Raw genomic sequence first — 19,477 nt, forward strand, 5'->3', positions numbered from 1 at the left:
TTAAAAACCAAATAAATTGCAAGACCATAACTACCACATGAGCCCCGAACAATTTCGGGCTGAAGGGAAAAAAATCATCGACTGGATTGCCGATTATTACGAGAATATTGAAAAATACCCTGTTCTGTCGCAGGTAAATCCCGGGGAAATTCTTTCTTCTTTACCTAAAGATCCGCCTCAACATGGCGAATCGATGGAGCATATGATGCAGGATATCGATGAAAAAATCATGCCCGGGATCACACACTGGCAGTCACCAAATTTCTTTGCGTATTTTCCTTCCAACACCTCGTTTCCTTCTATTTTGGGCGATCTGGTTTCCTCAGGTCTGGGAGTTCAGGGAATGATTTGGGCAACCAGCCCGGCAGCTACCGAATTGGAAACGCGCGTTCTGGACTGGCTGGCTGATATGATGGGAATGCCCGAAAAATTTAAATCAACATCCAGCGGTGGCGGTGTTATCCAGGATACAGCATCAACTTCGGCATTAACAGCAGTTATAGCGGCGCGTGAAAGAGCCACAAATATGGAATCGAACCAAACGGGAGTTCGGCAAAAACTGGTAGCCTACATCTCGACACAGACGCACTCTTCGCTCGAAAAAGCTTTAAAAATGGCCGGCATAGGAAAAGACAACCTGCGCTTAGTCGATGTAGACGAAAAATTTGCTATGCGTCCTGAACTTCTGAAAGCTCATATCCAAAAAGATAAAGCATCCGGTCTGCAGCCCTTTTTTATTTGTGGTGCATTGGGAACAACTTCTTCCAACGCCATGGATCCGCTCAGAAAGATTGGCGAAATCGCACAAAGCGAGAACTGCTGGTTTCATATCGATGCAGCCATGTCGGGTACGGCAATGCTTTGCCCCGAATTCAGGCATTTTATGCATGGTGCAGAACTGGCCGACAGCTACTGTTTTAATCCGCACAAATGGATGTTTACCAATTTTGATTGCGATGTATTTTGGGTCGCCAATCGAAATGAACTCATCAATACCTTTTCGATACTTCCAGAATACCTAAAAAATAAAGCGACCGAATCGGGTGCCGTTTTCGATTACCGCGACTGGCATGTTCAGCTTGGGAGACGTTTCAGGGCCTTAAAACTCTGGTTTGTTATCCGTCACTACGGAGTTGAAGGATTACAATTTCACATTCGCAAACACGTACAGCTATCAAAAATGTTTACGCAATGGATTAACGAATCCGACGATTTCGAGCTGTTTGTTGAGCCCCCGTTAAATCTGGTCTGCTTCTGCCATAAAAACGGCGACGATTTCAATTTGAAACTAATGAATGAGGTAAATGAAAGCGGAAAACTTTTTTTCACGCACACAAAACTTAAGGGACAAATAGTGTTGCGAATGAGCATTGGCCAAACCAACACTGAAGAAGCGCATTTGGAAGCAGCCTGGAAACTAATTTCTGATATTGCAGCGAAACTTTAATATCGACTTTCAGTACTAAACAGTATGTACACTTGTGCAATTCGTAAATAATTAACGAATTTTAAAAGTGTATTTTTTACATTTATTAAAATTTATTATTATTTTAGCATCAAATTAAATCAATAAAAATGACAGATTTTAACGATATGAAAGTTTGGTTCGTTACTGGTAGCCAGCACTTATACGGGCCCAAAACCTTAAAACAGGTCGACGAAGATTCTTCAAAAATTGTTGAAGGATTAAACGCTTCAGGAAAACTTCCTGTTGAAGTTGTATTTAAACCGGTAGTAAAAACTCCCGACGAGATTCTGGATATTTGTGTTGAAGCCAGCGCCGATAAGAACTGTATCGGAATCATTACCTGGATGCACACCTTTTCACCTGCAAAAATGTGGATCGGCGGTTTAAAAGCTCTGAGTAAACCTTACATGCACCTGCATACACAATTTAACCGCGACCTTCCATGGAGCGAAATCGACATGGATTATATGAACCTGCACCAAAGTGCACACGGTGGTCGCGAATACGGATTTATTAATGCACGCATGCGCAAGAACCGTAAAGTGGTTGTTGGTCACTGGCAGGACGAAAAAGTTCAAACTCAGGTAGGAAACTGGTGTCGTACTGCTATTGGCTGGGCCGATTCTCAAGGATTGAAAGTGGCTCGTTTTGGTGACAACATGCGCGAGGTTGCTGTAACCGAAGGTGATAAAGTTGAAGCACAAATAAAATTCGGCTGGCAAATCAATGGTTATAGTCTTGGCGAATTTGTTGAACTCGTTAATGAAGTGACCGATGCCCAGGTAGACGAATTGTATAAAGAATACGAAGCAGAGTATGAAGTAGCAGAAAACTGCAAGCCGGGTGGCGAATTTCATGAAAACGTGCGTGTGCAGGCGCGTTACGAAATTGCTTTAAAGCGTTTTATGAAGGAAGGAAACTTTAAAGCATTCACCACTAACTTTGAAAACCTGACAGGTTTGAGCCAGCTGCCCGGATTAGCTTCTCAGCGATTAATGGCTGCAGGTTATGGATTTGGTGCTGAAGGAGACTGGAAACAAGCTGCACTGCTTCGCATTGTAAAAACAATGTCGGCAGGCATGAAAGGTGGAAGTTCATTTATGGAAGATTACACGTACCATATGGATCCGGCTAACGAAGCCGTTCTGGGTGCACACATGCTTGAGATCTGCCCATCGATTGCAGCGAAGAAACCACGTCTCGAGGTTCAGCCTCTTGGAATTGGCGGTAAAGACGCTCCGGCACGTTTGATTTTTGAAAGCGAAACAGGCGATGCCATTAATGTTACCATGATTGATATGGGTAACCGTTTCCGCATTATCGTGAACACTCTGGATGTGATCGATCCGCTGGATACGATGCCAAAATTGCCAGTAGCTTCCGCATTCTGGAAAGCACATCCGAACCTTACCGACGGTGCAGCTGCATGGATTTACGCCGGAGGTACACACCACTCGGTATTTACACTGGCACTAACACCCGATTTCATCGAAATGTTTGCAGAATATGCAGATGTTGAATTTGTGATTATCGGAAAAGACACTAAAGTTCCGGAGTTCAAAAAAGAACTGAAATGGAACGAAGTTTATTATATGCTTGCAAAAGGTTTATAGATTAGTATTGATAGTATAGTATTCAACGCCCGGCAGACTGCGGTTTGCCGGGTGTTTTATTTATGGCATTTTGCGATTCAAACTGCCCCGGCAACTTCCTTTTTATAGAATTTACAAATCTCGGTCAATCCGCACTTTTCACACTTCGGTTTTCGGGCCACGCAGGTATAGCGGCCATGTAAAATCAGCCAGTGATGCGCTTTCGGAACCAATTCTTCGGGAATGTATTTCATTAACTGCAATTCGGTAGCCAGCGGTGTTTTGGCATTTGTGCTTAAACCAATTCGTGCCGCCACCCTGAAAACATGCGTATCTACCGCCAGCGTAGGTTTATTATAAACCACCGATGCAATTACATTGGCTGTTTTTCGCCCCACACCGGGCAGTTTTTGCAGATCATCAACATCGCTCGGCACAACTCCATCGTACAACTCCAGCAGTTTTTGTGCCATTCCCACCAGGTGCTTTGCTTTATTATTCGGATAGGAACAACTTCTGATGTAATCAAAAACCTCGGCCGGTTCAGCCTCCGCCATTTTCTGCGGTGTGGGAAAACGTTTTATCAAATCAGGTGTAATTTGGTTAACTCTTTTATCGGTACATTGGGCAGACAATATTACAGCAACGATTAATTCAAAAGGATTTCCATAGTCGAGTTCGGTTTCGGCAATGGGCATTGTTTCCTCGAAGTATTGAATCACATAGTCGAATAATTTCCGTTTTTGCATACTTATTCAGTTTATTTTCAAAAATAATCGATTTTTTCAATGAAAGTTGTAACAAAATCGAGTTTGTGGTGTCTATAATATTGTAACGCTTAAGCACCATTTCTCCCCTTTATAGAAATGGTTTTAAGTTAATAATTAAACAGACGTATAAAAAGCCGGTGTTGACCGGCTTTTTTAGTTTTACGTTTTTGACCAATATCTTGAAGTTAGTTAACAAGCAAAGCACGCAAACTAAAAAGCGAAATTATTAACGAACAAATGATTATGAATGTTTATACAAAAACTGTTTTGGCAGTCGATATTAATATTACCCGGTTCATAATTCATTCAACTTCTCCTTACAAATCGCTTTCTTATCGTCCATAAAATTTTATTTTTGTGAGAAATGCGGAAGGGAATATTTCAATTGATGAGGAAAAAGAGCTACTATTTTATTGTTATTCTGGGGGTTTTGTTGCTGATTGCGTTTAAAATGCAGTCGTTTAAAAGCGAACCCATTCAAGTGGAACCGCCGGTTGCACCGGTAGCGCCTCGCTATAATCCTGTTACTGAAATACAAGCTCCTCTAACACGATTCGACAGTTTACTCGATGCGAATGTAAATACGTCGGGAGTTGTTGGTGCAGCCGCCGTTGTTGTATATAAAGGACAGATCGCCTTATTAAAATGCTATGGTGTTCGCAAAGCCGGCACCAAGGAACCGGTTGACAGGAATACTGTTTTTCGCCTGGCGTCAGTATCGAAATCAATAACCGGTGTTTTAGCCGGCATTCTCGACGATGAACATGTTGTGGATCTTGATTCCAGAGTAGTCGATTACATTCCGGAATTCGCCCTGAAAGATCAGAAAAGTACCAACGAATTGCGAATTCGCCACTTGCTGAGCCACACTTCAGGATTGATTCCTCATGCTTACGATTTAATGGTGGAGGACCATGTTCCGCTCGAAAAAATAATGGACCGGTTAAAAGAAGTTGACATCACTGCCCCTCCCGGCCAGTTGTATGGTTACCAGAATGTGGTTTACAGCATTTACGATCCAGTAACCCGGATAAAAACAAAGAAAAGCTACGACGCATTGATGCAGGAAAAAGTCTTTCAACCTTTCGGCATGACCGATGCTTCAATTGGCTTTGAAGATTTTAAAAACAATCCGAACAAAGCTTATCCACATTACAATCGCGGTCACAACCGATTTAGCCCGATGCGTTTAAACGATCGTTATTACAATACGGCTCCTGCAGCCGGCGTTAACGCCAGTATTTCCGATCTCGGACATTTATTGGTTCAACTCACCGATCCCGATTCAAAAGTATTGAGCAAGCATGCCCGCGAAAGCATCTTCACGCCGCAGGTAAAATCACCGCTGCGCCGTACCTATTTCAGAAGTTGGGGACGTGGAATTCAATCGAAACAATATTCTATTGGCTGGCGAATTGTTGACTACAAAGGACGAAGAATTGCCTACCACGGCGGATATGTTTTGGGTTACAAGGCCGAAATTGCCTACTGCGAAGAAGATGATTTTGGTATTGCCTTTTTATGCAACTCCCCCATGAGTGAAACCGCCAAAAACATTCCGGCTTTCCTGAACATCATGTTTGAAGAACAAGACAGGCTGGCCGAAAATAAAGCGGCAAACGCTGCTGCCGATAAATCATAAAAAAATATGAAGCCTTACCTGCAAGCCGAGAACCTTTCGAAGCGATGGGGAGAATTAATGCTTTTCGAAGACATTTCGTTCACCATTTTTGAAGGACAAAAGGTCGCTTTAATTGCAAAGAACGGCACAGGAAAGTCGACATTGCTGAATATTCTGGCGGGAAAAGATACGGCTGACTCCGGAGTTGTAACACTGACCAACGATGTGAAAGTGGGCTATTTTGAGCAGATCCCCGATCTGAATCCAAATCATACCGTACTTGAGGAGATTTTTACCAGCGACAACGAAAAGATAAAAACCGTAAAAGCTTTTGAACTGGCAGTAACAAAAAATAACCAGGAAGAGATTGCACACATTTCGGCCAAAATGGATGAGTTGAATGCTTGGGCAGTGGAAGCTGAGTTCAAACAAATACTGAGCGAACTGAACATTAACTTTCTCGATCAACCGGTTTCACAGCTCTCGGGTGGACAGCAAAAACGACTGGCACTGGCAAAGGTTCTCATCGATCATCCCGATCTGTTGATCCTGGACGAACCTACGAACCACCTTGATCTGGAAATGATTGAGTGGCTGGAAGATTACCTGGATAACACCAAATCGACACTTTTGATGGTAACCCACGACCGTTATTTTTTAGACCGCGTGTGCAACGAGATCGTCGAAATGGAGGACAACCAGATTTATCGCTACCAGGGAAATTATTCGTATTTCCTGGAAAAACGCGATGAACGGATTCAGATTCAACAGGCCACCGTTGCAAAAGCAAAAAACCTGTTACGTACCGAAATTGAATGGATGCGTCGAATGCCACAAGCACGCGGACACAAAGCCAAATACCGTATCAATGCTTTTTACGACCTAAAAGAAACCGCTTCTCAGAATATCCGCGATGAAAAAGTAGAACTGAATGTAAAATCATCGCGGCTGGGGAAAAAGATCGTTGAACTGAATCACATTTCAAAATCCTACCCCGGAGTCAAACTGATTGAAGATTTCACGTATAAATTTAAGCGTTTTGAAAAGGTGGGGATAATTGGCAAAAACGGAACGGGAAAGTCCACTTTTCTCAATTTAATTACAAAATCCGTTACTCCCCATTCGGGAACTATTGAAATTGGTTCGACCATTAAATTTGGCTACTACCGGCAGGAAGGCATATCTTTCGATCCACAGGAAAAAGTGATCGAGGCCGTTCAGAAGATTGCCGAATTCATTTATTTTGAAGATGGTTCGAAAATGAGTGCCACACAAATGCTTACACGTTTTTTGTTTCCGCCTGAAACGCAATACAATTACATTGAAAAATTGAGTGGCGGCGAACAGCGGAGATTGTACCTGTGCACTGTTTTGATGCAGAATCCTAATTTTCTGATCCTGGATGAGCCTACCAATGACCTTGATATTATGACCCTCAATGTGCTGGAAGAATACCTTAAGTCGTTTGCGGGTTGCGTGGTACTGGTTTCGCACGATCGCTTTTTTATGGATAAGATTGTTGACCATCTTTTTGTATTTGAAGGAGAAGGTGCTGTTAGCGATTTTCCGGGGAATTACACCATTTATCGTAATAAAGTAGAGGAAGACGAAGCAAAACAAAAGGTAAAGGAACAGGCGAAGTCGAAGGCTCAAAGCCAGGCACAGGAAAAAGCCCAGGCGAAAATAAAATCTGAAGAAAAGGGGCAAAACAAGCGTAAACTTTCGTACAACGAAAAGCGTGAGTTTGAGCAACTGGAAAAAGAGATTCCGGAACTGGAACAACAGAAAACAACATTGGAAGAGGCCATGAATTCAGGTGAACTTCCACACGACAAACTCTACGAAAAGTCGCTGGAACTGGAGAAAATCAAAGCCCTTCTGGATGAAAAAGAGTTTAGATGGCTGGAATTAAGCGAGCTGGCTTAGTTACAATAAACAAATAAAATTCAAGCGGATTTTTAGTTACAGTCATACCCAGCTGTACTGATCAAACTTACACAGAAACAACTAACAAACATGCCCCTGCAGAATATTATAAAAGGGGTGCACTAAATAAAATGAAGTCTGGAATTAAATGTCTTCGAAATCGACATTGGTATAATCTTTGGCCGGCTCTTTTTCCTCCACAACTACTTCTTCTTCCACATTTTTCACAGGCTCATCGATAACACCTTCCGGTTGATTTTCGTGGATATAATCTACCACCTCATTCAGGCTATCCACAAACTTTTCGAAATCTTCGCGGTACAAAAAGATTTTGTGTTTTTCGTAGCTGAATTTACCGTTTTCGCCAAAGCGTTTTTTACTTTCGGTAATGGTGAGGTAATACTCGTTACTACGTGTACTTTTTACATCAAAAAAATAAGTGCGCTTTCCGGCCCGAATTACTTTTGAATGAATTTCCTGTTTGAATTTGCTTTCTGATTTATTTGCTCCCTCCTTATTGCCAACACTTTCCATTCTGAATTCTTTTGATTTTTGATTTAGTTCAACTCAAAAATAGAAAAATATTTTAGAAATGTAAGCAAATGGCCAGAAAGCTGCCGGTTTCGCTCGTAAAATTACCAGCTCCGAACTTATTGATTACAGAATTGATTATGGATCAATAAAATAGATTTCCGTAAATCCTTGATATTCGAACTTGATGTTTTCGCCAACTTTGGAAAAATATACAAGCCTCCATTCTCCAAGTTCGCTTACCACTTTTAACAAAATATCAGGATAATCATCTCCATTAATATCAGCAACGCTAATTCCTGAGATATTATAATTACAGTCGTCAGGGTTTTTGTATATGATCCATTCCTGACCGCTTTTTTCTTCACTAAGAACTAACTGAATATTATAGAATACGGGATGAATCGCGCCGTATCCATTATACTGGTATTGATCAACACATAGTTTCGAAATGTATTCAAATGTATATTTAGAATCCCCAAAATTAAAAGCAATCGAAATATTTTTCGGAACAATCTTACCATAGGAAAAATACTGTATTCGATTTGGGTAACGAATTGCTGCATTCAAATCTATTATTTTAATAACTGTTTCTTTTAAACTTATCGCATTATCAAAAACACAGACTATCGGACGATAAAGGTGTGTCGGATCAAATGTCTTACCTTGCTTTTCACTATTCTGGATTAATTTGTTTCTGGAAGCAGCTCCTTCTAAAACCATTACCTGTTCCACTTTATAACCTCCTCCAATTTCACCAAACAAATACTGTAATTTATAGGGGAGTCGTTCTATGATAAACTCACCTTTTTGATTTTGAAATAGGGTGTTTAAATAATATTCTTTCCCGTCATCGGTAACTTCGTGTGTTCTTTTCCATTCGCTTACTGCTTGGCGAATTTCAGGAATCCACCATGATGTATCAATAACCGCAGCTACACGTTCATATAGCAAATTCTTTGCATTACCCCATTCAGGATAAATTTCCGGATCTACCAACTGATTGTTGGATTCGTCAATGGCAGAAATAGAATCATAGGGCAATTTATTAACAATAATTTCTTGTCCTGTTGCACAAATACCAAGAAGTGTAAACAGCACTATAATTCCAAAGCAGTAAAAGCATCGAAGTTTAAAAAAAGGTTCAGGAATTCTGTACATGTTTAAATTGGTTTTTAGTAAAAATAGAATTTTTACAGACACAAAAAAAGGCGGATGATCATCCGCCTTTACTATTTCGATTAAAATCTATTATTTATAAATCTCCTTCTTAGCCGAAAGCAAAGTATTCAGCAAAAGTGAGGTTCGGGTCATCGGTCCTACTCCACCCGGAACCGGCGTGATGTACGAACATTTCGGAGCTACCTCATCGAAAAGTACATCACCTTTCAATTTCCAGCCCGATTTGGTAAGATCCGATTTAACACGTGTTGTACCCACATCGATTACAACGGCACCTTCTTTTACCATATCACCTTTCACGAATTCAGGCACACCCATGGCTACGATCAGAATATCAGCATTCCGGCAAACTTCTTTCAAATTAGCGGTACGACTGTGTGCAACAGTTACGGTTGCGTTCATCGCCTTTTGCGACATCAGCACACTCATTGGCCGTCCAACAATGTTGCTTCGTCCAAGAACCACACAATTCTTGCCGCTGGTTTCAATGTTGTAGCGTTTCAGCAACTCAACAATTCCGTAAGGAGTAGCCGACACAAAAGAAGGTAATCCGATCACCATTCGTCCTACATTGATCGGGTGAAAACCATCCACATCCTTTTTCGGATCGATGGCCTCAATTATTTTTTGTTCGGAAATATGCTTAGGAAGTGGCAACTGAACAATAAAACCATCCAGGTCATCATCGTTATTCAGTTCATCGACTTTGTCCAGCAACTCTTCTTCGGTCACATCATCTTCATAACGGATTAACGACGATTTAAAACCAACCGCTTCGCAATCTTTAATTTTATAAGCGACATAGGTTTCGCTGCCACCATCATGGCCCACCAAAACGGCCGCTAAGTGGGGTTGTTTACCTCCGCCTTCAACAATCTTTTTTACCTCTACAGCGATTTCCTGCTTAATTTCAGCAGCCACTTTTTTCCCGTCAATTAATTCCATTTTTATCTTCTTAGAAGTTATTTCTGAATATCATATAACCAATTCGTCTTCCAGTTAAAACCGACCAGTGACTCTTATCGCCTTCCACGCTGCTGCATACCCGACATCATCCGTTGTACGTTTTTACCTTGCGAAACCATGCGCATCATTTTCCGGGTTTCAGCAAACTGTTTCAGCAAGCGGTTTACTTCCTGCACATCGGTTCCCGATCCGTCGGCAATACGTTTTCTGCGCGAACCACTTATAATCGATGGATCCTGACGCTCGGCAGAAGTCATTGAATGAATGATGGCCTCGATGTGCTTAAATGCATCGTCGTCGATATCCATTCCCTTCATGGCTTTTCCCATTCCAGGAATCATTCCAACCACATCTTTGAGGTTACCCATTTTTTTGATCTGGCTGATCTGTTTCAGGAAGTCGTTAAAATCAAAGGTATTTTTAGCAAGTTTTTTCTGAATTCGCTTGGCTTCCTCTTCATCAAATTGTTCCTGGGCTTTTTCAACCAGCGAAACAATATCCCCCATCCCCAAAATACGGTCGGCCATACGATCGGGGTGGAAAACATCGAGTGCATCCACTTTCTCGCCAGTACCCACAAATTTGATGGGTTTTTCAACCACCGAACGAATCGAAAGCGCTGCACCACCGCGGGTATCACCATCGAGCTTGGTCAGTACCACCCCGTTGAAATCGAGTCGGTCGTTAAATTCTTTCGCTGTATTTACGGCATCTTGACCGGTCATTGAGTCAACAACAAACAGAATCTCATCCGGATCGATCGCTTTTTTAATCGATGATATTTCATTCATCATCTGCTCATCAATGGCCAAACGACCGGCAGTATCCACGATCACAACATCGTTACCTTTTTCTTTGGCTTCTTTTATGGCAGCTTTGGCGATCTTCACGGGGTCCATGTTCCCTTCTTCGATATACACCGGAACACCGATCTGCTCACCCAGCACTTTCAACTGATCGATCGCCGCAGGACGATAAACGTCGCCTGCTACCAGCAAGGGATGACGGCCTTGTTTCTTTTTCAGCAGGTTGGCCAGTTTGCCCGAGAAGGTGGTTTTACCCGATCCCTGCAACCCCGACATCAAAATTACCGAAGGTTTGCTTTTCAACTCGATTTCGGTGGCCTTCCCACCCATCAATTCAGCGAGTTCATCCTTCACGATTTTTACCATCAACTGCCCGGGTTTGACAGCAGTAAGTACCTGCTGTCCCAGCGCCTTATCTTTTACGTCGTCGGTAAATTTCTTGGCAATTTTATAGTTAACGTCAGCATCAAGTAATGCACGACGGATATCTTTTAAAGTTTCAGCAACGTTGATCTCGGTAATCGTCCCCTGTCCTTTTAACAGTTTAAAGGACCGCTCCAGCCTGTCACTTAAATTCTCGAACATGCGTTTAATTCTTTTAAAATGAGGTGCAAAAATAGAAAAAAAAAGCTAAAGCTCTAAGTTCACTCGTCCAAATACTATTTGAAATATAATGAGTTTATTCTTAAATTTATTCCTCGCAAAAACCGCAAAATAACTCGCAAAATTCGCTAAGACGATGACTGAAAATGAAATTTCGTATCAGGTAATTGGAGCCGCTATTGAAATTCACAAGACCATTGGCCCGGGATTACTTGAATCAGCTTATGAAAATGCTTTGGCATATGATTTAAGAACTTTCGGGTTTGATGTAAAACAGCAAGTTCCAATGCCATTTATATACAAAAATGTGAAGCAAGAAGTTGGATACCGGCTTGACCTATTAGTAAATAATAAAGTGATTATTGAGATAAAAGCTGTAGAAACCTTAGCTCCGGTCCATTATTCACAGTTATTAACCTATCTTAAATTATCAAATCTTAAATTAGGTCTGTTAATAAATTTCAACTCAAAAACTCTAAAAGATAATATCCATCGCGTCGTAAACAAACTGTAAACTTTGCGTAATTAGCGTTTAAGAACTTGGCGCACTTTGCGTGGATTAATTTCTATATTCGGGTAGAATTTCACTACAATAAAGCATAAAAAAACCGTTCTTATTTTGCATTTTGCTTAAGAACGGTTTTTGTATTTTCGTTTGATCGACAGCTTATTCCGGCAGATCGTTTTCGCCTTTTACATAACCGAAGTTGGCCAAAATACCTCCATCGACATATAATACATGACCGTTTACAAAGTCACTGGCTTTTGATGCGAGGAACAGTGCTGCATTACCAACATCTTCGGGTTCACCCCAGCGACCTGCAGGTGTACGTGTCATTACCAAATCGTTAAACGGATGACCACCTTCACGAATCGGTGCAGTTTGCGAAGTTGCAATGTATCCCGGCCCGATTCCGTTGATCTGAACGTTGTATTTCGCCCACTCACAAGTCATGTTGGCAGTCAGCAGTTTCAAACCACCCTTTGCCGATGCATAAGCCGAAACTGAGTTACGTCCGTAAACGCTCATCATCGAACACATGTTGATGATCTTTCCCGATCGCCTTTCAATCATTTTCGGAGCTACACGCTTGGCAACGATCAGCGGTGCCACAAGGTCGATATCGATCACTTGTTTGTAATCGGCTACCGGCATATCCAAAATCGGGATCCGTTTGATAATTCCGGCATTGTTCACCAGAATATCGATGTCGCCAACTTCTGTTTCAATCTTTGAAATTCCAGCATCAACATCTGCTTCATTGGTCACGTCGAACTTTAGCGCGTAAACATCGATTCCGGCTTCGGCATATTCTGCTTTGCAACTCTCCAGTTTTTCGTCCGAAATATCGTTCACACAAATTTTGGCGCCGGCCTGGCCCAATACTTTACCAATGGCCATTCCAATTCCGTGAGTTCCCCCGGTAATCAGGGCAACTTTTCCGCTTAAGTCAAATAATTCCTGTATCATAATTCAGTTTAATGTTTAAAGTTAAAAGTGCAGAGTTCGCTGCCCGCAACTACACCAGGTTGATTGCAGATTAAGCGCATTCTGCTGATTTTTTATCGAAGATCAGTTGGAGCAATTACATCCATATCGGTATAGTCGAGGTTTTCTCCTGCCATTCCCCAGATAAAAATGTAGTTTGTTGTTCCGGCAGCAGCGTGAATCGACCATTCCGGTGAAATTACAGCCTGTTCATTGGCCATCCAGATGTGACGTGTTTCGTCGGGCTGTCCCATAAAGTGACAAATGGCCTGTCCTTCAGGCACGTTAAAATAGAAATAAACCTCGTTACGTCGACTGTGCTGGTGAGGAGGCATGGTGTTCCAAACACTTCCTTTTTTCAGTTCGGTCATTCCCATTTGAAGTTGACAGGTTTCGACAACACCGTTGATCAGCAACTGGTTGATATTACGTTCGTTTGAAGTTTCCAGCGCTCCAAGATGCAACACATTGGCATCGCCCATGGTTACATGTTTGGTAGGATAAGCTTTGTGCGCAGGTGCCGAATTGATGTAATAGTGAGCAGGATTTGAAGCATCATCAGATTTGAAAAGTACTTCTTTACTGCCTTGCCCGATGTAAATGGCATCTTTAAAATCCATTTTATATTCAGTTCCGTCAACAATAATCGATCCCGGACCGGCCACGTTGATAACTCCAACCTCACGTCTGTTGCAGAAAAATTCTGCTTTTAAGGGGTCAATGGCTTCAAGTGGCAAAGCCTCTTCCACCGGAACAGCGCCTCCAACAATGTATCGTTCAATTGAAGAATATACCAAACGAATATTCCCTGGATCCATTAACTTTTCTACTAAAAATTCTTTTCTGATTTTCTCTGTCCCGTACGATTTAAAATCCTCGGGATGATAAGCAAATCTTTCTTCATAAATTGTAGCCATATCTTACTGTCTTTAAAATTTTAAATGTTTATTGTTTTCAAAATTGTTATTCGATCATATAAGATCTTATAACCTCATGAACACAAAAATAGTAAGAAAATCAGTAAAATGCAATCGATTGCATAGCTAAGGAAAAATTCTTAACTTTATCCTCAAATTCTGAGGCAATGAGCCAGAAACCGGAAACTACAATTCACGATATAGCCAAGGCACTTAACATTTCGGCATCAACCGTTTCACGGGCGCTAAAAGACAACCCACTGATTAGCGAGGCTACCCGTTATAAAATAAAAAAAGCCGCACAGGAGATGGGATACCGGCCGAATATTCTTGCAGCCAATTTCCGTACCCGCAGAACCAATACCATCGGTGTTATTGTTCCTTTGATCAACCGCCATTTCTTTTCCGCGGTGATCAGTGGTATTGAAGATGTGGCCTACCAGCAAGGATTTGCGGTTACCATTTCGCAATCGAACGACGATTTTGAAAAGGAAAGCAAAATTGCACAAACGCTGTTCACCAACCGGGTTGATGGTTTGATCCTTTCGATTGGAATGAACACGACCACTTATGAACATTTAAAGCTATTTTCAGAACGCAATATTCCACTCGTATTTTTCGATCGCGTGGTGGACGATATTGAAGCACATAAAATTGTAGTCGATGATTTTGAAGGAGCTTACATTGCCACCAAACACCTCATTGATCAAGGTCGAAAAAGAATTGCCATGATTGGCGGGCCATTGAACCTGAAGATCTATCAAAACCGACAGGAAGGCTATTTAAAAGCATTGAATGATGCCAGGCTGCCAATTGATGAATCTGCGATCATCCATAACAGTCTGACCCGTGAAGAAGGAGAAAAAGCGGTTAAGAAGCTTTTACGGAATAAAACCTTGCCAGACGCCATTTTCTGTGCCAACGATACTACTGCACTGAGTGCAGTCATAACGCTGCGGGGTAAAAACATAAGGGTTCCTGAGGACATTGCCATTGTAGGTTTTAGCAACGAACCTTTTTCCGAAGTCGTTACTCCGTCCATCACCACCATAAAACAGCCGGGTTTTGAGATGGGGCAAAAAGCCGCCGAACTTATCATTCAACAAGTTCTGGTAAAAGAAGCTCCGCTAACCTTCGAAACAATAAAGATGCCGACAGAACTTATTGTTCGGGAATCTTCAGGGATAAAGAAACAGAAATAAATCAATTATGAAATTCCTCAATCATTAAGGAATTATTCGTGCACATCCATTTCCAAACAAGCGATTAACATTACAAAAAACGCTTCAACCTTTTAATATGTCGTTTTACGCCGATAAAAAAAGAGGCTGTCTCTTATGAAACAACCTCTTCCAGTTCTATAATTATATCCAGAATTTTACCAGAAATATATGTAGAATGCAACGGTTAGTGCAAGGATAACGGCAGTATGGAATAAATCCCAACCGTTCCAGCTTGCCCGCGAAGCCATTTTCTGCTCTTTTGTGATCGATTTAAACGTAAGTCCCTGGATTTGTGCGGCAGATGCAGAAGGTGTAAACCTACTCACCACTACAATTACCAGTATACTGAATACGAGCATTCCTCCACTAAAGAACAACCAGTTAACATCGTAGAACAACTGATAGAAAAAGTGATTGACTCCATTATCGGCCGCCCACAATTTTACATCGGTATAGCCATCGGCTTTAGCCAAACTTGTATACATGACTTTAGAGCCGATTCGAATAATTCCGATCACAAATCCGGCAATCATACCCCACATTCCACCTTTAGGTGTTGGCCGGGTTGAAATTACTCCCAACAGGAATGCTGCTGCAATTCCGGGCGAAAGTACCGATTGCACATCCTGTAAATATTCGTAAAGTACGTTACCAACACTTCGCATAATCGGTATCCAGAGAATACCTAGAATAACTACAACAACTGTTGCAGTACGACCAACATGCAATAATTTTTTCTCAGTAGCAGTTGGCTTGAATTTTTTATAGAAGTCGATGGTAAACAACATGGCCGATGAGTTAAACAGCGATGCCAGCGAACTCATCAAAGCAGCCAAAATTCCTGCTACCACCAATCCTTTAACACCTGCCGGCAACAAAGTGGCTACAAGAGTTGGAAACGCCGCATCGGCTGATGTTAATGAAAATACTTCACCATTAACAACCACACCTTTTTTAGCCATTGCAAATGCGATCATTCCCGGAATCATAAATAAGAATACCGGAGTGAGTTTCAGGTATGCACCAAAGATAGTACCACGGCGCGATTGAGTTTCGTCTTTACCCGACAAAACACGCTGTACGATAAACTGGTCGGTACACCAGTACCAGAAACCAATAACTGCCGAGCCAATAAATACTCCAAGCCACGGAAAATCCGCATCCCGGTTGCTTCGGATCAGGTTGGTCATACTATCGCCGTAATCGTTTATCTGAACCGCACTTGTAATGCGCATCATTTCGTCCCAACCGCCAAGTGCACGCAAACCGAGCACAACGATGATCAGCGATCCCAGCAGCAAAATAGGTGTTTGCAATACCGAGGTATAAAGCACCGATTTCATTCCGCCAATTACAGTGTAGATAGCGGTAATAAGTACAAGACCAATTGCCGAGATCCAGAAGAAATCGATTCCCCAAAGCGTTTCAATTCCAAAAACTTCTTTGAAAACCAGACCACCGGCGTAAACCGTTACGGCCACTTTGGTTAATACATAACTAATGAGTGAAATGAGCGATAAAATCGAACGCGATTCTTTGTTGTACCGACGTTCCAGAAATTCGGGCATTGTTGTAACCATACTACGCGAATAGAACGGTACGAACACCCACCCCAGGATCAGGATCATCCAACCCTGGATTTCCCAATGTGCCATCGCCATTCCGCTTGATGCGCCGGCTCCAGCTAATCCTATTAAGTGCTCTGAGCCAATATTCGATGCAAAAATTGAAGCTCCGATTGCTACCCAGGTAGCACCTCTTCCTGCCAGAAAGTAGTCGCCGGAGGTTTCCTCTTTCTGCATAAATACCCAGATAATAATTCCGATTAATAGCACAGCGAACCCTGCTATTACAATCCAGTCTAGTGTTGCCATTTTTAACTATTTGTTTAGTTTATTAATTCTTCAGATTGAGTGCACAAATGTATCTTATTTTAGTTGTATTTGTCTTATAACTTACGAAAAGTAATGACATTTTAAGCGTACCTGTCCTAAATATTAAATTCCCTTTTCCGAATCCAGTAACCTCACCTCGATCAGCTGCATTGTTTTGCGTCTATCCATTGCCGCGAACTTTAATTCAATTGTCTCTTTACCCCATTCACTTTCGGGTAAGGGCAGAATTTTAACCAATGGCTCTTCTCCCCCTTCACCATCCAATTCAAATGTACTCAGCAATTGATCGTCGATAAAAATATCCGTCTTGCGATCCACTTCCCGATCGAAGTATTCCAGGTAAATATACCTGCCTTCTTCATTTTTATTGTTGAGTTTATAACTGAACCAGGCATTGGCTTCGCGGAAATGTCTGTCGTTGTGGTAACCGGTCCAGGAGCGTCTGAATTCAATAAAATGGTCCGCTTCGGGTTGCTGCTCACCACAGCCAATTTTATCCACCGTAATCTTGTTCAGTGCCAATTCTGCCTGTTCGGCTTTTTCCATTTCTTCAATCTTGGCCTGCAGTTCTTCTTCAGTGGCCTGTGCCCAGTAAATGTTATATCGTGAATCGTGAATCCTGTAAAAAGGTTTCAAATTCAGCTTTGTTTTATGCCCATCGGTAAATACACCATCCAATTCAAACTCGAGTGTGTCATCCGATGTTCTTTTAAGCTTTGTCGTCAATTCATTCTCATTGGCAATTATCACCTGACGATCTTTAAGAGGAACCATGTGTCCGTGAGCAACATGTCCCATCCGACTGGCATCGGCATAAAGTCCGCGCAGATCATCGGTTCCTGTTTCAGCAGCCAGAACGATCGGGCCATAGGTCAGGGCGAAATTGTTACTTCCATCGGGCAGTTGGTCCAAACCCGGTTTCATGGGCAAAACAATTTCCACTTCATCTCCTTCTTTCCATTGGCGTTCAAGGGCCGCATAGCCATTTGAAGTTTTGTAAAAACGAACAGACTTACCGTTTACTTTCATTTCCATCTCTCCATCGGCTACCCACTCAGGATAACGAATCTTCAGATTGAAATTTGTTTCGGCTTCAGGATTAACGGTGAGCTTTACTTTACTGTCATCAGGAAATTGCGTTTCCAGAATCACTTCCGTGTTTTTGGCTTTCCAGTTCAATACCGAAGGAATAAACAGGTTTACATACAACGAATTATCGCTGTGTGCATAAATCATTTCGTTGTATTTCCCCGGATTTTCGATACCGGACCCAACGCAGCACCAAAAGCTGGTTTGCGGTTGCGAGTATACCCGGTAATGATTCGGTCGCATTGGCGTAAAATAAACCAGCCCGCCATTATTCGGATTGATTGAAGCTAAAATATGGTTGTAAAGTGTCTTTTCGAAGTAGTCGATAAACTTGCTATCATTACCGTAAGTTCGGTACAACATCCTGGTCAATTTCAACATATTATAAGAATTGCAGGTCTCTGGACCTTCAACGGATGATATCATTTCAGAAAAATCGCCCTTTGGATGAAAGTGCTCGCGCACGCTATTGCCTCCAATGCACACACTGCGTTCGTTTACCACATCGTTCCAGAAGAAAAGTGCGGCATCCGACCAGGCTGAATCGCCCCCCAACTCGGCAACGCGTTGGTAACCGATCACTTTAGGTATTTGTGTGTTGGCATGTTTCCCGTTCAATTCGTCGTGATGCTCAATCAGCGGATCGAGTATTTCGCGGTGAGAGAATTGTTTTGCCAATGTGAGGTATTTTTCATCGCCGGTAATTTCAGCTACATCGGCAAAAGTTTCGTTCAATCCGCCATGCTCGCTTATCAACATACTCTGAATCTGATCGTCGCTTAAATCGGCCACGAGGTCCAGCATCCAGTCCGTCATCGCAATCAGCATCTGCTTAGCCTCCTCATTCCCGGCATACAGCCATGCATCGCGCAATCCGGCATATGTTTTATGAATATTATAAAGAGGAACCCATTTTTCGTTCAAACTAAAGGCTCCGGGACGAATGTTACCTTCTTTAATTTCCTGCCACATTGCATTTCCACCCGGAACACCGCCAATGTAGCCGTTTCCATTAGCATCCTGACAACGTTTCAGTTCGACCAGCATATAGTCGAGACGTTGCTTGATTTCCTGATCATCGGTTGAAGCATACATCAATGACAATGCAGTCAGGTAATGACCACCGATATGTCCGTCGAGCCCAGTATTTTCCCAGTTTGGATAGCTTTCAGCCTTTGGTTCTAAACCGGCTTCACGAAGAAAAGGTGCAAGCAAACGGTCAGGATCCAGTGCCATTAAATACGCGATGTCCTGTTCCTGCGCATTTTTAAACTCGCTATCGAGCAGACGAACATCACTCAGCTTTAAATAGTCGATGGGTGAATTGTCTTCCTGCTTCTGGCAGGCGACTACACCGATCATCACCAGTATAAATAAAATGTACGTTTTCATCTCTCAT

At 42.1% G+C, this 19,477-nt stretch carries 15 protein-coding genes; 6 read left to right on the forward strand and 9 right to left on the reverse strand.

All coding sequences use genetic code 11. The annotated features are described in order from the left end of the window. Positions 1-16 precede the first annotated feature (16 nt). On the forward strand, positions 17-1,447 hold the full coding sequence (locus tag WFY05_RS20470) for a pyridoxal-dependent decarboxylase (protein ID WP_340114799.1): 1,431 nt from the start codon (positions 17-19) through the stop codon (positions 1,445-1,447). A gap of 128 nt (positions 1,448-1,575) precedes the next feature. Then, complete coding sequence (araA, locus tag WFY05_RS20475; RefSeq protein ID WP_340114800.1) at positions 1,576-3,081, forward strand: L-arabinose isomerase; 1,506 nt, start codon at positions 1,576-1,578, stop codon at positions 3,079-3,081. A gap of 77 nt (positions 3,082-3,158) precedes the next feature. Here araA and nth read toward each other — a convergent pair whose 3' ends face one another. Beyond that, on the reverse strand, positions 3,159-3,809 hold the full coding sequence (nth, locus tag WFY05_RS20480) for an endonuclease III (protein WP_340114801.1): 651 nt from the start codon (positions 3,807-3,809) through the stop codon (positions 3,159-3,161). Positions 3,810-4,218: 409 nt separating this feature from the next. Here nth and WFY05_RS20485 point away from each other — a divergent pair, with 409 nt between their 5' ends. Both WFY05_RS20485 and WFY05_RS20490 read left to right on the forward strand, forming a co-directional pair. Continuing rightward, on the forward strand, positions 4,219-5,472 hold the full coding sequence (locus WFY05_RS20485; RefSeq protein ID WP_340114802.1) for a serine hydrolase domain-containing protein: 1,254 nt from the start codon (positions 4,219-4,221) through the stop codon (positions 5,470-5,472). 6 nt (positions 5,473-5,478) lie between these two features. Continuing rightward, positions 5,479-7,377 carry an ABC-F family ATP-binding cassette domain-containing protein gene (locus WFY05_RS20490; RefSeq protein ID WP_340114803.1) on the forward strand — a complete coding sequence of 633 codons (1,899 nt, stop codon included), beginning with the start codon at positions 5,479-5,481 and terminating at the stop codon, positions 7,375-7,377. Positions 7,378-7,521: 144 nt separating this feature from the next. Here the strand turns inward: WFY05_RS20490 and WFY05_RS20495 are convergent, their stop codons facing one another. The 4 genes from WFY05_RS20495 to ffh all read right to left on the reverse strand — a co-directional run bounded on the left by WFY05_RS20495 (position 7,522) and on the right by ffh (position 11,447). Continuing rightward, a complete protein-coding gene (locus WFY05_RS20495; protein WP_340114804.1) occupies positions 7,522-7,911 on the reverse strand; it encodes a DUF3276 family protein in 390 nt (129 codons plus the stop codon). Between the two features lie 135 nt (positions 7,912-8,046). After that, complete coding sequence (locus tag WFY05_RS20500; protein ID WP_340114805.1) at positions 8,047-9,069, reverse strand: hypothetical protein; 1,023 nt, start codon at positions 9,067-9,069, stop codon at positions 8,047-8,049. Between the two features lie 90 nt (positions 9,070-9,159). Next, positions 9,160-10,035 carry a bifunctional methylenetetrahydrofolate dehydrogenase/methenyltetrahydrofolate cyclohydrolase FolD gene (gene folD, locus WFY05_RS20505; RefSeq protein WP_340114806.1) on the reverse strand — a complete coding sequence of 292 codons (876 nt, stop codon included), beginning with the start codon at positions 10,033-10,035 and terminating at the stop codon, positions 9,160-9,162. A gap of 74 nt (positions 10,036-10,109) precedes the next feature. Then, positions 10,110-11,447: a signal recognition particle protein gene (ffh, locus tag WFY05_RS20510; protein WP_340114807.1), complete on the reverse strand. Its 1,338-nt coding sequence runs from the start codon at positions 11,445-11,447 to the stop codon at positions 10,110-10,112. A 154-nt stretch (positions 11,448-11,601) separates the two neighbouring features. Between ffh and WFY05_RS20515 the strand changes: the two genes are divergently transcribed. Further along, positions 11,602-11,979, forward strand: coding sequence for a GxxExxY protein (locus tag WFY05_RS20515; RefSeq protein WP_340114808.1), 378 nt, complete (start codon positions 11,602-11,604; stop codon positions 11,977-11,979). 153 nt (positions 11,980-12,132) lie between these two features. Here the strand turns inward: WFY05_RS20515 and WFY05_RS20520 are convergent, their stop codons facing one another. Together WFY05_RS20520 and kduI are read right to left on the reverse strand one after the other, a co-directional pair. Continuing rightward, positions 12,133-12,936, reverse strand: coding sequence for a gluconate 5-dehydrogenase (locus WFY05_RS20520; protein ID WP_340114809.1), 804 nt, complete (start codon positions 12,934-12,936; stop codon positions 12,133-12,135). Between the two features lie 92 nt (positions 12,937-13,028). After that, on the reverse strand, positions 13,029-13,871 hold the full coding sequence (kduI, locus tag WFY05_RS20525; protein WP_340114810.1) for a 5-dehydro-4-deoxy-D-glucuronate isomerase: 843 nt from the start codon (positions 13,869-13,871) through the stop codon (positions 13,029-13,031). 167 nt (positions 13,872-14,038) lie between these two features. Between kduI and WFY05_RS20530 the strand changes: the two genes are divergently transcribed. Beyond that, positions 14,039-15,073 carry a LacI family DNA-binding transcriptional regulator gene (locus tag WFY05_RS20530; protein WP_340114811.1) on the forward strand — a complete coding sequence of 345 codons (1,035 nt, stop codon included), beginning with the start codon at positions 14,039-14,041 and terminating at the stop codon, positions 15,071-15,073. 176 nt (positions 15,074-15,249) lie between these two features. On the opposite strand, the gene WFY05_RS20535 is transcribed toward WFY05_RS20530, so the two are convergent. Then, positions 15,250-16,968: a sodium:solute symporter gene (locus tag WFY05_RS20535; protein ID WP_340114812.1), complete on the reverse strand. Its 1,719-nt coding sequence runs from the start codon at positions 16,966-16,968 to the stop codon at positions 15,250-15,252. A gap of 123 nt (positions 16,969-17,091) precedes the next feature. Continuing rightward, positions 17,092-19,470, reverse strand: coding sequence for a beta-L-arabinofuranosidase domain-containing protein (locus WFY05_RS20540; RefSeq protein ID WP_340114813.1), 2,379 nt, complete (start codon positions 19,468-19,470; stop codon positions 17,092-17,094). Positions 19,471-19,477: the final 7 nt, after the last annotated feature.

The organism is Maribellus mangrovi (assembly GCF_037646455.1).
In the GTDB taxonomy this organism is placed as follows: Bacteria; Bacteroidota; Bacteroidia; order Bacteroidales; family Prolixibacteraceae; genus Draconibacterium; species Draconibacterium mangrovi_A.

What these genes read in the sequence shown, in the direction of transcription:
- araA (WP_340114800.1), top strand. Translation starts at nt 1,576, where the DNA reads ATGACAGATTTTAACGATATGAAAGTTTGGTTCGTTACTGGTAGCCAG.
- nth (WP_340114801.1), bottom strand. Translation starts at nt 3,809, where the DNA reads ATGCAAAAACGGAAATTATTCGACTATGTGATTCAATACTTCGAGGAA.
- WFY05_RS20485 (WP_340114802.1), top strand. Translation starts at nt 4,219, where the DNA reads ATGAGGAAAAAGAGCTACTATTTTATTGTTATTCTGGGGGTTTTGTTG.
- WFY05_RS20490 (WP_340114803.1), top strand. Translation starts at nt 5,479, where the DNA reads ATGAAGCCTTACCTGCAAGCCGAGAACCTTTCGAAGCGATGGGGAGAA.
- WFY05_RS20495 (WP_340114804.1), bottom strand. Translation starts at nt 7,911, where the DNA reads ATGGAAAGTGTTGGCAATAAGGAGGGAGCAAATAAATCAGAAAGCAAA.
- WFY05_RS20500 (WP_340114805.1), bottom strand. Translation starts at nt 9,069, where the DNA reads ATGTACAGAATTCCTGAACCTTTTTTTAAACTTCGATGCTTTTACTGC.
- folD (WP_340114806.1), bottom strand. Translation starts at nt 10,035, where the DNA reads ATGGAATTAATTGACGGGAAAAAAGTGGCTGCTGAAATTAAGCAGGAA.
- ffh (WP_340114807.1), bottom strand. Translation starts at nt 11,447, where the DNA reads ATGTTCGAGAATTTAAGTGACAGGCTGGAGCGGTCCTTTAAACTGTTA.
- WFY05_RS20515 (WP_340114808.1), top strand. Translation starts at nt 11,602, where the DNA reads ATGACTGAAAATGAAATTTCGTATCAGGTAATTGGAGCCGCTATTGAA.
- WFY05_RS20520 (WP_340114809.1), bottom strand. Translation starts at nt 12,936, where the DNA reads ATGATACAGGAATTATTTGACTTAAGCGGAAAAGTTGCCCTGATTACC.
- kduI (WP_340114810.1), bottom strand. Translation starts at nt 13,871, where the DNA reads ATGGCTACAATTTATGAAGAAAGATTTGCTTATCATCCCGAGGATTTT.
- WFY05_RS20530 (WP_340114811.1), top strand. Translation starts at nt 14,039, where the DNA reads ATGAGCCAGAAACCGGAAACTACAATTCACGATATAGCCAAGGCACTT.
- WFY05_RS20535 (WP_340114812.1), bottom strand. Translation starts at nt 16,968, where the DNA reads ATGGCAACACTAGACTGGATTGTAATAGCAGGGTTCGCTGTGCTATTA.
- WFY05_RS20540 (WP_340114813.1), bottom strand. Translation starts at nt 19,470, where the DNA reads ATGAAAACGTACATTTTATTTATACTGGTGATGATCGGTGTAGTCGCC.